Origin of the sequence: Limosilactobacillus urinaemulieris (genome assembly GCF_932750685.1) — a bacterium.
Lineage (GTDB): Bacteria > Bacillota > Bacilli > Lactobacillales > Lactobacillaceae > Limosilactobacillus > Limosilactobacillus urinaemulieris.
Map to the genome: position 1 here is coordinate 60,288 of NZ_CAKOBX010000008.1, position 16,729 is coordinate 77,016.

Consider the following 16,729-nt stretch of genomic DNA (forward strand, 5'->3'; position numbering starts at 1 on the left):
GGCTTCCTTTGCTATTCTTTTAGTTTATCAATAATTTGCTGAATTCTTTCAAGATGAGGCTGACTTTTAAATTGCCATTGCTCATGAAGACGGTCAACCTCATCAGCGTACTTTTCAAGTCCTTTAGCAGCATCCTGTAATTTCTGGGTACTTGTGGATAGTTGTTTAAGTGAGTGGAGAAGAAACTTAATATTAGCTAAGTCTGCTTGAAAATGATTAGTTATTGGTGTTGTCAAATTGTCGCTTAATTGACTCTTGAATTTCTTTGTATTTAGCGTCATTGTATTCACCTGAATTATCCTTAAAAATCATCTTAAAATCGTCTTGATCGGAGTAACGAGGAATTAAGTGAATGTGTGAGTGGAAAACAGATTGGTAGGCAACTTTACCGTTATTATTCAAAACATTAAGGCCCTTAATTTTAGGGCTTGAGGCCTTAACTGCCCGTGCAATTTTTGGCAGGCGGGAGAAAACGGCGGCAGCTAATTCTTCGTCATATGCAAAGAGATCTGGAACATGCTTCTTGGGGATGACCAAGGTATGTCCAGGTGTTCCTTGAGAAATATCAAGGAACGCTTTTACTACGTCATCTTCGTATACCGTATAACTAGGAATTTCACCCTTTACTATTTTACAGAAAATACAGTCATCCATTAGTGATCGCTCCTTTGAAAAAATATTGTTACCATAAGTATACCAAAAGTGTTCCGAAAAAGAGCTGTCAATAAGTAACCTATGATATAATCAACGCTAGATAAGTCAATAAAAAGAGGGAAAATAATGGCACTTGAAATAAAAAATTTGATTGGGGGATATTCCCGAATCCCGGTACTAAAAGGAATTAGTTTTCAGGTTAAGCCTGGTGAGCTGGTCGGTCTAATTGGTCTTAATGGTGCTGGTAAGTCAACAACAATTAATCATGTCATTGGATTATTAAGACCATTTTCAGGTGAAATTACTTTAAATGGGGTTAATATTCAACAGGATCCCGTCGATTATAAAAAACAAATTGCTTATGTTCCAGAAACACCAATTTTGTACGATGAACTAACTCTTCGGGAGCACATTGAGTTAACGATTAAGGCATACTCATTAAATAACGCAGAGGCATGGTCTAGGGCCCAGAAATTATTAAAAACGTTTCGGTTGGATAATAAACTTGACTGGTTCCCGGCTAACTTTTCAAAAGGGATGAAGCAGAAAGTAATGATTTGCTGTGCTCTGATGACTGATGCCAAATTATTAATTGTTGATGAACCTTTTTATGGACTTGATCCATTGGCGGTTCATGATTTGTTAGAATTGATTGAGGAACGGAAAAAGGCAGGTACAGCTGTCTTGATGTCAACTCACGTTCTTGACACTGCTCAACGTTACTGTGATCGCTTTGTCCTGTTAGCTAACGGTAAAGTCCGCGCTCGGGGGACATTGGACGAATTACGGAAAAAAGCTGATAAGCCTGATGAGTCACTTGATGATATTTATCTCAGCCTAGCAAGGGATGATCAAAATGAATAATTTATTTAGTCAACGTCGGCAAAGGCATTTCACGGAGTTACTAAAGTATTGGCGGTTAGTATTTAATGACCACTTTGTCATTGCTTTGTTCTTCCTCTTTGGTGCACTGGCTTATGGTTATTCACAGTGGCTGCCACAATTAAATGACCATCTCTGGTGGGCGCGATGGCTGCTAGTTCTTTGGTTTGTGTTAATTACTCAGGTTGGGCGGCTGGCAACGCTGGTTAAACGCCCTGATCCTGTCTTTCTTCTTCCCCAGGTAAGATCTATTAGCCGTTATTTGAAACAAGCAACTATCTATAGCATGATTTTAGGCGTGCTTATGATGCTTATTCTCTCTGCAATTGCTCTACCGTTTGCTTTAACGACAGAGCGATTAACAGAGCTTGATATTAGCCTAATCTTAATTACAGCGTTGATTGTTAAGGTGACGTGGCTTTGGACAGCCAGGAAGGCGATCAGTATTCGCTGGGGAGCACAACGTAGCAGAACGATTGCTGAATATTGGATAAACCCATTAATTGTTTGGCTGGTGACGTGGTTTGTGGGACCTATTTGGGGCCTGTTGGTATCGGTAATCTTACTAATTGCGATGACTACTTATTATAGAAGTGTTGCGATTGATTGGCGACTAGCTGTTCGAGCAGAACAAGATCGGATGTTCAGCATTTACCGGTTCTTTAACCTCTTCACTGATGTCCCAAGTGTTCAGGGACGTATTAAGCGACGGAAATGGGCAGCTGGTTTAATTAAATTACTAGAAAATGATAATCATCCTTGGGCATATTTATATGCGCATGGTTTTGTGCGAAATACTGAGGTAAGTGGACTAGTAATGCGGTTAACGATTGTTGGAATGCTAGTTGTCTTTTTCATTCCGGTCAATTGGTTAAATACCGTTATTGCTCTGCTGTTTATTTACCTTGTTGCTACCCAGCTAATGCCATTTTACGAACAGTACCAGAATAACGTTTTTACTCATATTTATCCGATTGCCCATGAAGTTCGGGTTAAGGACTTTCAGCGGTTATTGAATAGGGTAATTATCATTGAAATGCTATTAATAGTGATCGCAAGCATTGGTCGGGATCTTAACTGGCAACGGTTAGGGTTGAACTTGGTTTTAGGAATTGTGGAAAGCTATCTTTTAACTAAATTCTATTTTCAACGTCGAATTAAAAAAATGACAAAGTGAGGAATATTATGCGTGTAAAACATAAGAAGTGGGCGGACCCATTAATGGCGGAACACCCTGAATTATTGGTTGATGATGCAACACAGTTTAAGGGAAAATGGCAATCGCGCTTTTCCAAGAAACAGCCCCTTCATCTTGAAGTAGGAATGGGAAAGGGGCAATTTATTATCGGGATGGCAAAAGCACATCCGGAGATTAACTTTATTGGTTTGGAAATTCAGCGGACTGTTGCTGCAATTGCTTTAAAAAAAGCTCTTCCAGAAAAACTACCTAACTTGCAGTTGATTTGTGGTGAAGGTGAAGAGTTAACTGAATATTTTGAACCTGGTGAAGTTGAGAAGCTTTACCTAAACTTTTCAGATCCATGGCCAAAGAAACGACATGCAAAACGGCGATTAACCTATCACACTTTTTTGAGTGAGTATCAACTCATTTTGCAGCCACAAGGACAAGTTGAACTGAAAACTGATAATATGGGATTCTTTGAATTTTCCGTTGTCAGTATGAATAATTTTGGAATGAAGTTTGCTGGGCTTTGGCTTGATCTTCATAATAGTGATGAGAATGAACATAATGTTGAAACCGAATATGAGCATAAGTTTGCTTCAAAGGGACAGCCAATTTATAAGCTAACCGCAACAATGCCGAAAAAAGATAGCCTATAGGGATGATTAAATGAAATTAATTATTACGAACAGTGCCAGTAAATGGTTTCAGGATAATTACGCCCTTAAACCTGGGGATGGGGTTAAAATTTATGGGAAAACTATTCAACCACGAGATGTTCATCATGGTCCCCGGCAAGGGTTTGCCCCAGAAAGGGATCTATCAAGTGCAACGGTAATTGAGAAAAAGAATGGAATTAATTATCATATTAATTTTAATGATAGCTGGTTCTTTTCGGGACTAGTAACGTTAATCGACTATCAAAATAATGCGCAGTATCCTGTCTTCTTCTTTCAACGGGAAGAAAACGGGCAAGTAGTAACTGCAGATAATTTTATTGGCGAAAATGTTGACGCTACTACTGGAGCTTCAAGTAAATTTGAAGATTACTGGGAATAATAAAGTATATAAAAATAGGGTTCCAACGCTCGGTAATACCGAATTCTGGAGCCCTATATTTTTCTTTCTATTCATAGAAATTTTTAGTTATTTAATGATCGCTCAACCCGCTTCAATGAAAGAAGACTCCCTGTTTTGGCATCAGCAATGAATTGGTAATCAACTGGCTGATCATCTTCTAAACGGGTAACGCCGCCTTCGTAAGCTTCAGTTTTAACTGCGAAACGTTGATAGGGGATTCGATGTTGATTAATCCAACTACCGGTAACCTCTCCTTCACGTTTGAAATCATCGCGAATCATTTTGAGAATTTGATCAGCTGAAATCCGTCGTTGACCAAACAACTTTCCAGCAAGGAACCCAACCACCCCAGATGCACCGAGTGTTACTGGTAATAACCAAGGATTGAGTGAATTATTAGAATCATTCATTTAATTAATTGCTTCCTTTGTCAGTTAGTATCAAAATTAATAATGTTAATTTTAACATTAACGGATAGAAAAAGCTAATTAAGAGCTAATGTGATAGCATAATGATATAATTACTTCAATTTATCGTGGAGGTAAGAAAATGGAAAAGTTACCGCAAATGCAAGAAGAGCAATTATTAGAAAAGATTGGTAAAGGGAAAGTCGTCCTGTTTTTTGATGCTGGGTGGTGTCCCGACTGTCACTTTATTAAGCCAGCAATGCCACAAATTGAACAAGATTTTCCAGAATACACCTTCATTGAGGTAGATCGTGATGAAAACATTGACCTTGCTGCTGAATTAAATATTTTTGGTATTCCAAGCTTTGTTGTTTACAGTGATGGCAAAGAAATCGGTCGTTTTGTAAACAAAGATCGAAAAACTAAGCAACAAGTAGAAGATTTTTTAAATGATTTGAAGTAAAATGGTAAACGGTAAAAAGAATGAGGGGGTCGGCGTATTATTAATCACGATTCCCTTCATTGTTATTTTGATGGAGAAAGGAAAATCTGATGTTAATTTCTAGTTATAACCCTCAAGAGATGGGCGATGTTTTAGTTGTTATTACTGGTCCTGACGTGGCTGACCAGACTGTAAATTCTAAGGAAAACGTTACACAAATTACTGCTGCGAAGGATGGAAGCCTTCTTGGCTATAACTTCTTTAATGTAAGTGAAGTATTACCAGAGCTGAAGGATGAACGGGGACAAGTATTTTTAAGCGATGAACAAGTTGCTAAGTTAAATAAAGTGCTGATTCAAGCAGGTTTTACTGATGAATTAACAGCTGATCATACACCTAAGTTTGTAGTTGGTTATGTTGAGAAAATTGAGGATCATCCCAAGTCAGATCACCTTAAAATTACTCAAACACGAGTAGAAGATGGCAAGACGGTTCAAATTGTGTGTGGATCTCCTAATGTTAAGGAGCATATTAAGGTTGTTGCAGCGCGTCCTGGTGCGATGATGCCGAGTGGTAAAATTATCTGGCCTGGTGAATTAATGGGGGTTAAAAGTGAAGGAATGCTTTGCGGCTTTCGTGAGCTTCGGTTAAAGAATGCTCCTGATAAGAAAGGGCTATGGATAATCCCTGATGATTGGCAGGAAACTGGTGAAGCGGTTGACTTTAAACGGGCCGATACTTACTTTCCAGCCCAAAACTAGGCTGCTGATTTAACAACTATTTGTGAAAGGAACCAGACTGATGGATAAGAAAACTTATTATTTTATTGGAATTAAAGGAACAGGGATGGCATCACTTGCCCGAATCCTTCATGATAAGGGGAATCAGGTTTTAGGGTCAGACATCGAAAAGGAAACCTTTACCCAGGGACCATTATTGAAGAATGGTATTAAGATTTTGCCGTTTGATCCAGCTAACTTAAAGCCAGGAATGATTGTTATTCAAGGAAATGCTTTTGGTGAAGATCATCCAGAAGTAAAGAAGGCCCATGAACTTGGATTAACAGTTATGAGTTATCCTGAAGCGGTAGAAAACGAGGTGGCTAGTCATACCAGTATTGGAATTGCTGGTGCGCATGGTAAGACCAGTACAACAGCTCTCCTAGCCCATGTCCTTGATGGTGTTGAACCTACTAGCTACTTAATTGGTGATGGTGTTGGTAAGGGAAATGCCAAGGACCGCTTCTTTGTATTTGAGGCAGATGAGTACCGTGATCACTTCCTAGCATATCATCCAGACTATGCCATTATGACAAACATTGATTTTGATCACCCTGACTTTTTTAAGGATATTGATGATGTTCGCAGTTCCTTTGAGACATACGGAAAGCAAGTTAAGAAGGCGATCTTTGCTTGGGGTGATGATGATAATCTGCGGAAACTCGATGTTGATGTTCCTGTATACTACTATGGAACAAATGAAAGAGACGATTTCCGTGCAGAAAATATCCAACGAACACCAGCTGGTTCGACCTATGATGCCTACTTTAAGGATCAAAAGTTAGGAACATTCACCATTCATCTTTATGGTGAACACAGTGTTCTTAATAGCTTGGCAGTAATTGCCGTTGCTTATATGGAACATGTCGATATGGCAGATATTAAACGTGAGCTGGCAAACTTTACTGGGGTTAAGCGACGGTTTAGTGAAACTGACATTGCCGATGAAACACTGATTGATGATTATGCTCACCACCCAAGTGAAATTAAGGCAACCATTGATGCTGCTCGGCAGAAATATCCGGATCGCCAAGTGATTGCTGTTTTCCAACCACATACTTATTCGCGATTAGCCGCTTATATTGATGGCTTTGCAGAATCATTAAGAAAAGCAGATAAGGTTTTTGTTACACCAATCTTTGGTTCTATTCGTGAACAAGCTGGGCATGTTTCAAGTGAAGATCTTGAAGCAAAGATTCCTGATAGTGAAGGAATTGATATGGATACGATGACAAAGCTTCTTCATTATCATGATGCTGTGGTTGTCTTCATGGGTGCTGGAGATATTGAAAAATATGAAGATAAGTATAAAGAGCTGTTAAACAAGTAGTTGGCAGGTTGAAGGCCGCAATTAAATTTGTTATTATTTTTGAAAGGTCAGAGAAAGTCAAATTAAAAGGAATGATATAAATGAATAACTTTTCTGGACAACCGGAGCGCCGGGTTGTTACTGATTCTGCAGGATTGAATCGGTTCTTGACTCGGATGTACGGTAACATGGTGGTTGCGATTTTAGTTTCTGCATTTTCCGCCTATTTAACAATGAATACATTTCGTCGTGAGGTTTTTGGTTACTTTGGTGCCCATCCGGCAATGATCTGGCTTGTCTTACTGTTGCCAATTGCTTTGTCAATGGGAATTAGTTTTAGCGCTACCAGGAATCCTGTTGGTGCTTTCGTAATGTTGATGCTGATATCAATCATTTATGGAGTTGAGTTCGCATTGATTGCCGGTGTTTATACTGGTGCAAGTATTGCTTCGGCTTTTGTTTCATCATCAGTGATCTTTATTGTAATGGCGATTTACGGGACCGTAACTAAACGGGACTTGACTAAGTTTGGATCACATGCAATGGCAGCATTGATTGCTTTGATTATTGCTTACATTATTAATATGTTCTTGCAAAGTCCAGCGATTGCTTACATTTTCTCTTTCATCGCAGTAATTATTTTTACTGTGCTGACTGGCTGGGATGCACAAAAAATGAAGCAGATTTATGTTAACTATGGTGATCAAGTTTCAGTAACCGGATTAGCAGTTTTGGGTGCACTTCAATTGTACTTAGATTTTGTTAACCTCTTCATTTCACTCCTCCAAATTTTTGGGATGAGTGATCGAAACTAATTAAAGGGAAGAGGGTGAGAAAACGTTTAGCTTTTCTCCCCCTCTTCCTTTTTTAATGGTGATTCTAATTAGATTCATGGACTTTTTGATAATAATAAAATATATCAGTTAAGAAGATGATGGCGACTGCAACCCAAATTGTTTTCATCCTGAAGAAGGGCTGAATGATTGCCGATGAAATGGCGCCAAGGGTAAATGCTAAAACGATGATGAAGTAGTTAATAGCAATTTTTAAATCTTGTTGACGATGGTGGTAGATATATTCGGTGCCGAAAACGACTGACTTTTTAATGTTACCCGTAGTAAAAACACTGCTGTAACCGAGCCCCTCGATTTTACTGAAAGCGGTATTTAGTAAAGCAAGGCCAAAGGAAACCAGACCGACTGAAAGATATGTAGGAAAGTTCTCAGGCATACTGCCCACGAATCCACCAATGATTAAGATTGGGAAAAGGCAGAAGATTCGCCAGTATTTGATATGGGCCTGGAAGGTAATAGCAACAATAATCCCGAGAATATAGAGGGCAATTGCGCCACATCGATCGATAATCCCAATAACATTATGATTAACTAACGCTGCAGCGAGAAAAACGATATTTCCAGTTTGTGCTGCAGCAAGCGTATGACCACATTGAACATAGGTGAACGCATCAAGAAAGCCGCCACAAAAAGTCATGATGATGGCAAATAGACGTGCCTCTTCAACGTGATGAGTATTAAGTAATTTGTTCAAAAGATCCCTTCTTTAACTGATGATAAAACCTTAACGATCTCGTTAAATTCGTGAACAGGAAACTAACGGAGCCTTCCAATCTTTGGTACAATTATTAAGAATAAGAGAAGGAGCGGTATTAAATGGCAAAACAACTATTATTAATTGATGGTAACAGCATTGCTTTTCGGGCTTTTTTTGCAATGCACAACCAGATTGATAAATTTACTAACAAGGATGGTCTGCACACGGCAGCTATTTATGGCTTCAAGTTGATGCTTGATCATGTTTTAGAAAATTTTCATCCAGATGCAGCACTAGTAGCTTTTGATGCTGGTAAGGTTACTTTTCGAACCAAAATGTATGGCGACTATAAGGGTGGCCGGAGTAAGACTCCCGAAGAATTAACCGAGCAACTTCCGTATGTTCGTGAACTAGTAAAAGATTCTGGATTACATAGTTATGAATTAAAGGGCTATGAGGCTGATGATATTATCGGAACCCTCGCTAAGGAAGGTGATACAGCTGGCTATGAGACCTTAATTGTTACAGGTGACCGTGACTTAACCCAACTTGCCAGTGAACATACTACGGTAGCAGTTACCCATAAGGGAGTTACCGATACTGAACATTATACGCCAGAACATGTTCAAGAAAAGCTTGGGATCACACCGGCTCAGATTATCGATATGAAGGCTTTAATGGGTGATACCTCTGATAATTATCCCGGAGTTACCAAAATTGGGGAAAAGACCGCGATTAAGCTTGTAAAACAGTTTGGTTCTGTCGAGGGTATTTATGAAAATATTGATAAATTGAAAAAGAGCAAGATGAAAGAACACCTAGTCGAAGAGGAGGATATTGCTCGACAATGTAAGACGTTAGCCACAATTTTGCGCGATGCACCGGTTGAAGTTAAGCTAGCAGATCTTGAATATAAGGGCCCGCAAACAGAAAAACTAATTGACTTCTATCAGAAGATGGATTTTCAGTCATTTTTGAAGAAAATGGCTGTTTCACCAGATGATCAGGGCACCGAAATTGCACCAATTGAGTATACGGAACTGACTGCTGATAACCTGGATCTTATTGCTAAATTAGGTGATCGGGGAAGCTTTTATTTAGAGATGCCAGATCCTAATTATCACACTTCATCATTTGCCGGTTTTGCTTTGGGTAACGGCAAACAATGGCTAGTAAGTCGTGATCCTGAATTACTGAAGACGGCCGAGGTCAAAAGCTGGCTAACCGATTCTAAAATCAAGAAGGACGTTTTTAATGCGAAAGCACAGATCGTTGGCTTGAATCGATTAGGAATTACTCTTGACGGAATTGATTTTGATCTTCTTCTGGCCTCCTATCTTCTGAATACCAATGACAATAGCAATGATTTGGGAAAATTGGCTCATGAGCATGGATATGATGATGTGCAAACAGATGAAGAAGTTTATGGAAAGGGAGCTAAGAGGACAATTCCTGATGATGATCAGCTGTTCTTTCAGCATCTTGCCAATAAGGCACGAGCAATTGAACAATTGCGTCCCCAATTATTTGAACAGTTAAAGAAAAACGAACAGTTACCTCTTTATACTGATATTGAATTACCACTAACCCATGTTTTAGCCAAAATGGAAATTACTGGGGTTCATGTTGACGCGCAAACGTTAAAGAATATGGGGAGCAAGTTAACTGAACGGCTCGCGGAGATTGAGGAACAGATTTATCAAGAAGCTGGCGAAGAGTTTAACATTAACTCCACTAAACAGCTTGGTAAAATTCTCTTTGAAAAGTTAAAGCTACCTGTTATTAAGAAAACTAAGACAGGGTATTCAACAGCTGTTGATGTTCTCGAAAAATTAGCTCCCCAGGCACCAATTGTGGAAAATATTCTTCAATATCGCCAGATCTCAAAGCTACAATCAACGTATATTAAGGGACTGCTAAAAGTTATTCATTCGAGCGATCAAAAGATCCATACCCGTTACCTACAAACATTAACCCAAACTGGACGTTTATCGTCGGTTGATCCTAATCTACAGAACATCCCAGTACGATTACCAGAAGGGCGGCTTATTCGTCAAGCGTTTGTTCCGAGTCATGAGGGATGGCAGATATTCTCTTCTGATTATTCACAGGTTGAATTACGAGTCCTTGCTCATATTACAGGTGATCATAACCTTCAGGAAGACTTTAAGAATGGTGAGGATATCCATGCCAGCACAGCTCGCCGGATTTTTCATTTAAAACCAGATCAAGAGATTGATCGTAACATGCGTCGGCGGGCAAAGGCGGTTAACTTTGGAATTGTTTATGGGATCAGTGATTATGGGTTAGCCCAACGAATTCACGTTAGTCGCAGTCAAGCTCACGAATTTATTCAAAATTACTTTAAAGAATTTCCAAAAGTTAAGGATTATATTCATAACACGATTGAGTTTGCACGGCAAAATGGATATGTTGAAACGATTACTCATCGTCGTCGTTACTTGCCAGACATTAATGCCAAGAGCTTTAGCCGGCGTTCATTTGCAGAACGAACTGCGATGAATACGCCAATTCAGGGAAGTGCTGCAGATATCATTAAAATTGCAATGATTAAGATGCAGGACGAATTAGAAAAGCGTCAATTAAAGGCAAAAATGCTTCTTCAAATTCATGATGAGCTGGTTTTTGAAGCGCCAAAAGAAGAAATCCCAGTATTGAATAAACTAGTTCCTGACGTAATGGATTCAGCAGTTAAACTTTCTGTTCCGTTAAAGGTCGATAGTAAGTATGGCGATACATGGTATGATTTGAAGAAATAATTTGAGGAGGAAGGATCGATGCCAGAATTACCAGAAGTTGAAACGGTTCGTCGGGGATTATTAAAGATTGCTGCAGGACGAAAGATCAATGGAATTGATGTTCATTATGGTAAGACAATTACTAATGAAGTTGAACAGTTTAGGCAGTCGCTGATTGGTCAGACGATCGAAACTGTTGACCGTCGTGGCAAATACCTTCTTTTTCGGTTTAGTAATCACCTAACGATGGTCTCCCACTTACGTATGGAGGGCAGTTACTATACGCAACCGGCAGGAGCTTCGGTTGATAAGCATACTCACGTTGTCTTTAAATTTACGGATGGAACAGAACTTTGCTACCGTGATACTCGGAAATTTGGCCGAATGACACTAGTAAAAACCGGCGATGAGATGACAGTTGGTGGGTTGAAAACAATTGGTCCAGAGCCCACTGCCACTGATTTTAAGGTTGACTATTTTAAACGAATCTTGCGACGAAGCCGTGGAAAAATAAAACCGTTTTTGCTTAATCAACGCCATGTTGCTGGATTAGGAAATATCTATGTTGATGAAGTTCTTTGGATGAGCGGGATCAATCCTGAACAGCCCGCTAACACCCTTACTGATAAGCAGATCCAGACCCTGCATGATAATATTATTCAAGAGTTATCAAGGGCAATTGAGTATAAAGGGACAACTGTTCATACATTTAAAAATGCGTTTGGCGATGCTGGTGCATTTCAGGAGCAGTTAAATGCATATGGTCATGGTGGAGATAATTGTCCGCGGTGTGGTACAAAAATGGTAAAAATAAAAGTTAACCAGCGAGGAACCACATTTTGTCCACATTGCCAGCCATTATTGGAGATGAAAAATGACTAAGTTAATTGGATTAACTGGTGGAATTGCAACTGGTAAATCAACTGTTAGTACTTTGCTAAGGTTGAGTGGGTATCCGGTAATTGACGCGGATCAGGTGGTTCGTCAACTCCAGACCGTACATTCAAAAGGACTAGAACGGTTAACAGCAGTATTTGGAAGTGGGATCTTGAATGCTGACCAGACGTTAAATCGGCAGGCGTTGGGTTCCCTTGTATTCAGTGATCAAACTAAATTAGCTAAGTTGAATATGATAATGCAGCCATTGATTCGTGAAGAGATTTGGCGACAGATAAAAAACTACCAAAAACAACAAATTCCATATGTTATTTTAGATGCTCCGCTCCTGTTTGAGGAAAACTATACTGATGAATGTGACCTGGTCGTGGTTGTTGCTACCGATTATCAAATCCAGGTCCAACGACTAATGAAGCGAAATGGGTATTCGCAAACTGAGGCAGAGCAGCGGATTGACTCTCAGATGCCATTAGCAAAGAAAAAACAATTGGCTGATATTGTAATTGATAATAACGGAAGTAAGGAAGAATTAAAGCGGCAAGTTGCTGGATTGATTGATCAGATGCACAATAATAAGTTATGATAAAATGAAAACTATTTAATAGTAAGCAAGGAGGAAGGCCAGATGCGTTGTCCACACTGTCATAAAAACGGTTCGCGTGTTGTTGATAGTCGGCCAAGTGAAGATGGCACTTTTATTAGACGACGTCGAGAATGCATTCACTGTGGTTTCCGTTTTACCACTTTTGAACGGTATGAAGAGACTCCATTATTAGTGATAAAAAAAGATGGAACACGGCAAGAATTTAGTCGTCAAAAGATTTTAAACGGGATTGTTAGATCCGCGGAAAAACGTCCTGTTAGCATGGAGCGCCTAACAAAAGTAACTGATAAAATTGAAAAAGAAGTTCGCAGCCTTGGTGAAAATGAGGTTTCCAGTCAGGTGATTGGTAAATTTGTTATGCAAGAATTGAAAGACATTGACGAAATCGCCTACATTCGTTTTGCAAGTGTTTACCGTCAATTCAAGGATGTTGATGCATTCATGAACGAGTTGGAATCCATGATGAAAAATAGCGATAAGAAGTAGGGGGGAACGAGGCCATAATGACTAAAAGTAAATCAATATTTGATCCAGGGGCTGGATATATTGTTACTGCTAGCCACCAATGGTCAAATTTCAATGAAAAGGTTTTTGAACTTTTTTATCAGCCAATATTAGGAACAGCCGCATTTGCGATGTTTCATGCCTTACGAACACAATTAAACGAAAAACCAGCAATTAGTGATCGGCATCTCCAATCTCAATTACTAGTTCAGCTTAATGCAGGACTGCGGACAGCTGAAGAAGGCATTCAACGCCTGGAAGCAACTGGGATGCTACGGACTTTTACCCAAACTGATCAGCTTGGCGATTTATTCGTTTATGAGCTTCAACCAACACTTACGCCGGCTGAATTTATTAATGATAACCTTCTTAGTATTCTGCTGTTAGAGGCTGTTGGTGAAGCGCGCTTTAAGGAGTTGGGTGAATTTGCTAACCGTTTTGCTTTAGGAAGTCATCAAGTAACATTAAAAGAAATAACCCATAACTTCTTCGATGCTTTTCATGTTGATGATCAGCGGATTACGCATTTACCGACAGAGATCACTACTACTCGCAAAAAAATAGTTAGTGAGAAGAAATCAAAGAAGAAGGTAGTTAACGTTGATTTTGACTGGCCGACCCTAGTGCAGTTGTTAAAGGGTCAGCCCATAACCGAAAAGGATCTAAGTAGTAACCGTGACTTAATAGAAGTAGAGCACCAGCTTTATGGGATTGATGAGCCAACAATGGCCCGACTGATTACTCAATCAACTGATTTGACAACAAGCAAAATTCGTCCGCAACGACTTAAACAAATTATAGCTGGAAAATACCGGGTAGATGCTAAGCAGCCGGGTAAAGAAAAAGTTAGTGAAGAAAAGGGAACAGTCACACTTTCACAGGAAGAACAGCAGTTAATTGAAACATGCAAATACTATGCGCCGGTGACGTTTCTTCAACAGCTAAAACAACAGATGGGCGGATTTGTGACTTCAGGAGAACGAGCAATTATTCGGAACCTGATTCAAGAACAACAATTAGATGCAGGTGTTGTTAATATCCTTTCATGGTATGTAATTGCGTCGCTTAAACGACCGACACTTCAAGCAAATTATGTAAATGCAATTGCTAATAATTGGATGCGTGCTGGAGTGGCGACAGCTGAAGAAGCGCTTGCCCATATCCATGAATTTAACGATCAAAAGGCGCAGAAACGTACTAGTCGTCAAACAAACTATTACCGCCAGCGAACCACTACTGTTCGAGAGAAGATGCCAGCATGGGCTAATGAAGATGAACAGCAAATCAAGAAGCCAACACCAGAACAATTAGAGCGGCTTCGTCAGCGGTTAGCAAGGCGAAAAAAGTCGGGTGGCTCTGAAGGGGATGAGAGTAAATGAAATCGTTGAGTAAAACAATGAAAGAAATTATGAAGAGCCAAAATTTTGGTCCTGCCTATGAGCAAATGATCAGTCAGGTTCTGAATGATCCGGAAGTTGCTGCCTTTTTGAAGAATAATGCCCAAAAACTTTCACCTCAGGCAATTGAGCGAGGCGAGGCTAAGCTTTACGAATACTTTCACGAAAAACAATTGATTAGTAAGGGAACGGCCACGGTAGCGCCAGGCTATTCGCCACAATTAATTGTTAATGCGGGACAAATTGATGTAACTTATGTGCCCACTAAAAAACTGCTTGAGCAACAACGACAAGCTCATATTAAGCAACTGGTTTCTTCAATTAATATGCCTAAGTTTATTCATGGTGCTTCCTTTGATCGGTTTTATATTGATAAACCGTACTACACAGAAACGCGTAACAATGCTTTAACTGCAGCACTTGATTTTATTGATCAATATTCTCCAAATGAATTTCATCCCGGATTATATCTTTATGGCCGGTTTGGTGTTGGGAAGACTTATCTTTTGGGAGCGATTGCTAATGAGCTTGCTCAACAAAAGGGTGTTGCAACAACGATGATGCATTTTCCAAGTTTTGTTGTTGAGATGCGTAATTCGATTAAGACGAATAATTTAGGTTCAAAACTTGATGCGGTAAAAAAGGCCCCGGTATTGGTGCTTGATGATATTGGTGCTGATGCGATGACCACTTGGGCCAGAGACGATATTCTGGGTGTTATCTTGGAATACCGAATGCAAGAAGAGCTTCCAACGTTCTTTAGCTCTAACTTCTCAATGGATGAACTTCAAAGTCACTTAACGGTAAATGTAAAGGGAGAAGAAGAGCCGGTCAAGGCGAGTCGGATTATGGAGCGGATCAAGTTCCTTTCTCGCCAATATGAAATGGCGGGGGCCAATCTTCGTGACAAAGGATAAAAATATTTAATGCTTTCCCTTGACATTGAATGATCGCTTTAGTATTCTAGATAACGTTGAAAGAAAAAGCAGGAGCACCCGCTTCTCGCCTAGGTGATAAGGATTGCCGGGCTGACGAGTTAAATAAGAACAATGATAGTATTGTTTATTATTAGCGGGGTGTAGAATGCACTCCGCTTTTTTGCTTGATCTTTCGCTAATAAAATTGGAGGTGCGTTGCCATAGCTCAAGATATGATTGTCAATAACGGTATTCGTGCTCGTGAAGTACGGCTAATTGGTCAAGATGGCGAACAGTTAGGAATTAAGTCAAAACGCGAGGCGTTACAATTAGCTGAAGATGCTAACCTTGATTTGGTTCTGGTAGCCCCAAAGGCTCGACCAGCTGTTGCCCGGATCATGGATTACGGAAAGTACCGTTACGAAATGCAAAAGAAAGAGCGTGAAGCTCGAAAGAAGCAAAAGACTGTAACGGTTAAGGAAATTCGGTTGAGCCCTTCAATCGATACGAATGACTTTAATGTCAAGTTAAAGCGCGTTCGTAAATTCATTGAAAAGGGCGATAAAGTTCGTGTTTCCTTACGATTCCGTGGTCGTGCTATCACCCATAAGGATATCGGTCGTGACATGATTGAAAGAATGGCCAAAGAAACTGAGGACATTGCAACAGTTGTACAACGACCAAAGATGGAAGGGCGGAGTATCTTCTTAACTCTTGCCCCAGCTGCTGATAAAGCAAAAAACTAATTTAAGAAAGTAGGGAATTTTTCTTATGCCAAAGATGAAGACTAACCGTGCCGCTGCAAAGCGTTTTAAGCGTACTGCTAATGGTGGATTCAAGAGTGGTAATTCATTCACCAGTCACCGTTTCCACGGTAAGACCAAGAAGCAACGTCGTCAATTACGTGGCTTGAGCATGATGGACAAGTCCAACGTAAAACGTTACAAGAAGTTACTCCCATTTAAGTAAACTTCGTTCGAAATAAGAAAAACACGTAGGAGGAATTCAACATGCGAGTTAAAGGTGGAACTGTTACGCGCGCACGTCGTAAGCGCATCATGAAATTAGCAAAGGGTTACCGTGGTTCAAAGCACCGTCTTTTTAAGACTGCTAAGGACCAAGTAATGAAGAGCTACACTTATGCTTTCCGTGACCGGAAGGTTAATAAGCGTAAGTTCCGTGAACTTTGGATTGCCCGGATTAACGCTGCTGCACGCATGAACGATATTAGCTACAGCAAGTTAATGCATGGCTTGAAGTTAGCTAACATTGACATCAACCGGAAGATGTTAGCTGACTTGGCTGTTAACGATGCTGAAGCATTTAAGGCTATCGTTGACGAAGCAAAAAAGGCTCTTAACTAA

21 protein-coding genes and 1 other annotated feature are annotated in these 16,729 nt (G+C 39.9%); of the genes, 17 read left to right on the forward strand and 4 right to left on the reverse strand.

The window, feature by feature from the left end; genetic code table 11:
- Nucleotides 1–11: 11 nt before the first annotated feature.
- Both MR181_RS06645 and MR181_RS06650 read right to left on the reverse strand, forming a co-directional pair.
- Complete coding sequence (locus MR181_RS06645) at nt 12–236, reverse strand: hypothetical protein (protein ID WP_242336333.1); 225 nt, start codon at nt 234–236, stop codon at nt 12–14.
- Nucleotides 217–654: an HIT family protein gene (locus MR181_RS06650; protein ID WP_242336336.1), complete on the reverse strand. Its 438-nt coding sequence runs from the start codon at nt 652–654 to the stop codon at nt 217–219. Before MR181_RS06650 ends, MR181_RS06645 begins: the two co-directional genes overlap by 20 nt.
- A gap of 126 nt (nt 655–780) precedes the next feature.
- Here MR181_RS06650 and MR181_RS06655 point away from each other — a divergent pair, with 126 nt between their 5' ends.
- Genes MR181_RS06655 through MR181_RS06670 form a run of 4 tightly spaced genes read left to right on the forward strand, consistent with a single transcriptional unit; the run spans nt 781 to nt 3,778 of the window.
- The gene (locus tag MR181_RS06655) at nt 781–1,518 is read left to right on the forward strand and encodes an ABC transporter ATP-binding protein (protein WP_242336341.1); all 738 of its coding nucleotides are present in this window, start codon (nt 781–783) and stop codon (nt 1,516–1,518) included.
- Nucleotides 1,511–2,713 (forward strand): ABC transporter permease, encoded by a 1,203-nt coding sequence (locus MR181_RS06660; RefSeq protein ID WP_242336345.1) that lies wholly within the window; start codon nt 1,511–1,513, stop codon nt 2,711–2,713. Before MR181_RS06655 ends, MR181_RS06660 begins: the two co-directional genes overlap by 8 nt.
- A gap of 8 nt (nt 2,714–2,721) precedes the next feature.
- Complete coding sequence (gene trmB, locus MR181_RS06665; RefSeq protein ID WP_242336348.1) at nt 2,722–3,378, forward strand: tRNA (guanosine(46)-N7)-methyltransferase TrmB; 657 nt, start codon at nt 2,722–2,724, stop codon at nt 3,376–3,378.
- 10 nt (nt 3,379–3,388) lie between these two features.
- On the forward strand, nt 3,389–3,778 hold the full coding sequence (locus tag MR181_RS06670; protein WP_242336351.1) for a HesB/YadR/YfhF family protein: 390 nt from the start codon (nt 3,389–3,391) through the stop codon (nt 3,776–3,778).
- An 83-nt stretch (nt 3,779–3,861) separates the two neighbouring features.
- On the opposite strand, the gene MR181_RS06675 is transcribed toward MR181_RS06670, so the two are convergent.
- Nucleotides 3,862–4,209 (reverse strand): PepSY domain-containing protein, encoded by a 348-nt coding sequence (locus MR181_RS06675; RefSeq protein WP_191910810.1) that lies wholly within the window; start codon nt 4,207–4,209, stop codon nt 3,862–3,864.
- 139 nt (nt 4,210–4,348) lie between these two features.
- Here MR181_RS06675 and MR181_RS06680 point away from each other — a divergent pair, with 139 nt between their 5' ends.
- The 4 genes from MR181_RS06680 (at nt 4,349) to MR181_RS06695 (ending at nt 7,551) form a co-directional block, all read left to right on the forward strand.
- Complete coding sequence (locus MR181_RS06680; protein ID WP_191910809.1) at nt 4,349–4,669, forward strand: thioredoxin family protein; 321 nt, start codon at nt 4,349–4,351, stop codon at nt 4,667–4,669.
- 89 nt (nt 4,670–4,758) lie between these two features.
- Nucleotides 4,759–5,409 carry a YtpR family tRNA-binding protein gene (ytpR, locus tag MR181_RS06685; RefSeq protein ID WP_242336354.1) on the forward strand — a complete coding sequence of 217 codons (651 nt, stop codon included), beginning with the start codon at nt 4,759–4,761 and terminating at the stop codon, nt 5,407–5,409.
- A gap of 40 nt (nt 5,410–5,449) precedes the next feature.
- On the forward strand, nt 5,450–6,757 hold the full coding sequence (murC, locus tag MR181_RS06690; RefSeq protein WP_242336357.1) for a UDP-N-acetylmuramate--L-alanine ligase: 1,308 nt from the start codon (nt 5,450–5,452) through the stop codon (nt 6,755–6,757).
- An 80-nt stretch (nt 6,758–6,837) separates the two neighbouring features.
- A complete protein-coding gene (locus tag MR181_RS06695; RefSeq protein WP_242336361.1) occupies nt 6,838–7,551 on the forward strand; it encodes a Bax inhibitor-1/YccA family protein in 714 nt (237 codons plus the stop codon).
- Between the two features lie 64 nt (nt 7,552–7,615).
- Here MR181_RS06695 and MR181_RS06700 read toward each other — a convergent pair whose 3' ends face one another.
- Nucleotides 7,616–8,284: a YoaK family protein gene (locus tag MR181_RS06700; protein WP_242336364.1), complete on the reverse strand. Its 669-nt coding sequence runs from the start codon at nt 8,282–8,284 to the stop codon at nt 7,616–7,618.
- A gap of 122 nt (nt 8,285–8,406) precedes the next feature.
- On the opposite strand from MR181_RS06700, the gene polA reads away from it, so the two are divergent.
- The 9 genes from polA (at nt 8,407) to rplT (ending at nt 16,729) form a co-directional block, all read left to right on the forward strand.
- Nucleotides 8,407–11,067 (forward strand): DNA polymerase I, encoded by a 2,661-nt coding sequence (gene polA, locus MR181_RS06705; RefSeq protein ID WP_242336367.1) that lies wholly within the window; start codon nt 8,407–8,409, stop codon nt 11,065–11,067.
- A gap of 18 nt (nt 11,068–11,085) precedes the next feature.
- Nucleotides 11,086–11,928 carry a DNA-formamidopyrimidine glycosylase gene (gene mutM, locus MR181_RS06710; RefSeq protein ID WP_242336370.1) on the forward strand — a complete coding sequence of 281 codons (843 nt, stop codon included), beginning with the start codon at nt 11,086–11,088 and terminating at the stop codon, nt 11,926–11,928.
- Nucleotides 11,921–12,526 (forward strand): dephospho-CoA kinase, encoded by a 606-nt coding sequence (gene coaE / locus MR181_RS06715; protein ID WP_242336373.1) that lies wholly within the window; start codon nt 11,921–11,923, stop codon nt 12,524–12,526. The genes mutM and coaE overlap by 8 nt, the downstream gene beginning before the upstream one ends.
- Before the next feature lie 42 nt (nt 12,527–12,568).
- Nucleotides 12,569–13,033, forward strand: coding sequence for a transcriptional regulator NrdR (gene nrdR, locus MR181_RS06720; protein WP_102169149.1), 465 nt, complete (start codon nt 12,569–12,571; stop codon nt 13,031–13,033).
- A gap of 17 nt (nt 13,034–13,050) precedes the next feature.
- Complete coding sequence (locus MR181_RS06725; protein ID WP_242336376.1) at nt 13,051–14,430, forward strand: replication initiation and membrane attachment family protein; 1,380 nt, start codon at nt 13,051–13,053, stop codon at nt 14,428–14,430.
- The gene (gene dnaI, locus MR181_RS06730) at nt 14,427–15,365 is read left to right on the forward strand and encodes a primosomal protein DnaI (protein ID WP_242336379.1); all 939 of its coding nucleotides are present in this window, start codon (nt 14,427–14,429) and stop codon (nt 15,363–15,365) included. The genes MR181_RS06725 and dnaI overlap by 4 nt, the downstream gene beginning before the upstream one ends.
- Before the next feature lie 60 nt (nt 15,366–15,425).
- Nucleotides 15,426–15,555, forward strand: a sequence feature (ribosomal protein L20 leader region).
- Between the two features lie 43 nt (nt 15,556–15,598).
- The gene (infC, locus tag MR181_RS06735) at nt 15,599–16,111 is read left to right on the forward strand and encodes a translation initiation factor IF-3 (RefSeq protein WP_003717273.1); all 513 of its coding nucleotides are present in this window, start codon (nt 15,599–15,601) and stop codon (nt 16,109–16,111) included.
- A 25-nt stretch (nt 16,112–16,136) separates the two neighbouring features.
- Nucleotides 16,137–16,334 carry a 50S ribosomal protein L35 gene (gene rpmI / locus MR181_RS06740; protein ID WP_003715352.1) on the forward strand — a complete coding sequence of 66 codons (198 nt, stop codon included), beginning with the start codon at nt 16,137–16,139 and terminating at the stop codon, nt 16,332–16,334.
- A gap of 41 nt (nt 16,335–16,375) precedes the next feature.
- Nucleotides 16,376–16,729 (forward strand): 50S ribosomal protein L20, encoded by a 354-nt coding sequence (gene rplT, locus MR181_RS06745; RefSeq protein WP_003717274.1) that lies wholly within the window; start codon nt 16,376–16,378, stop codon nt 16,727–16,729.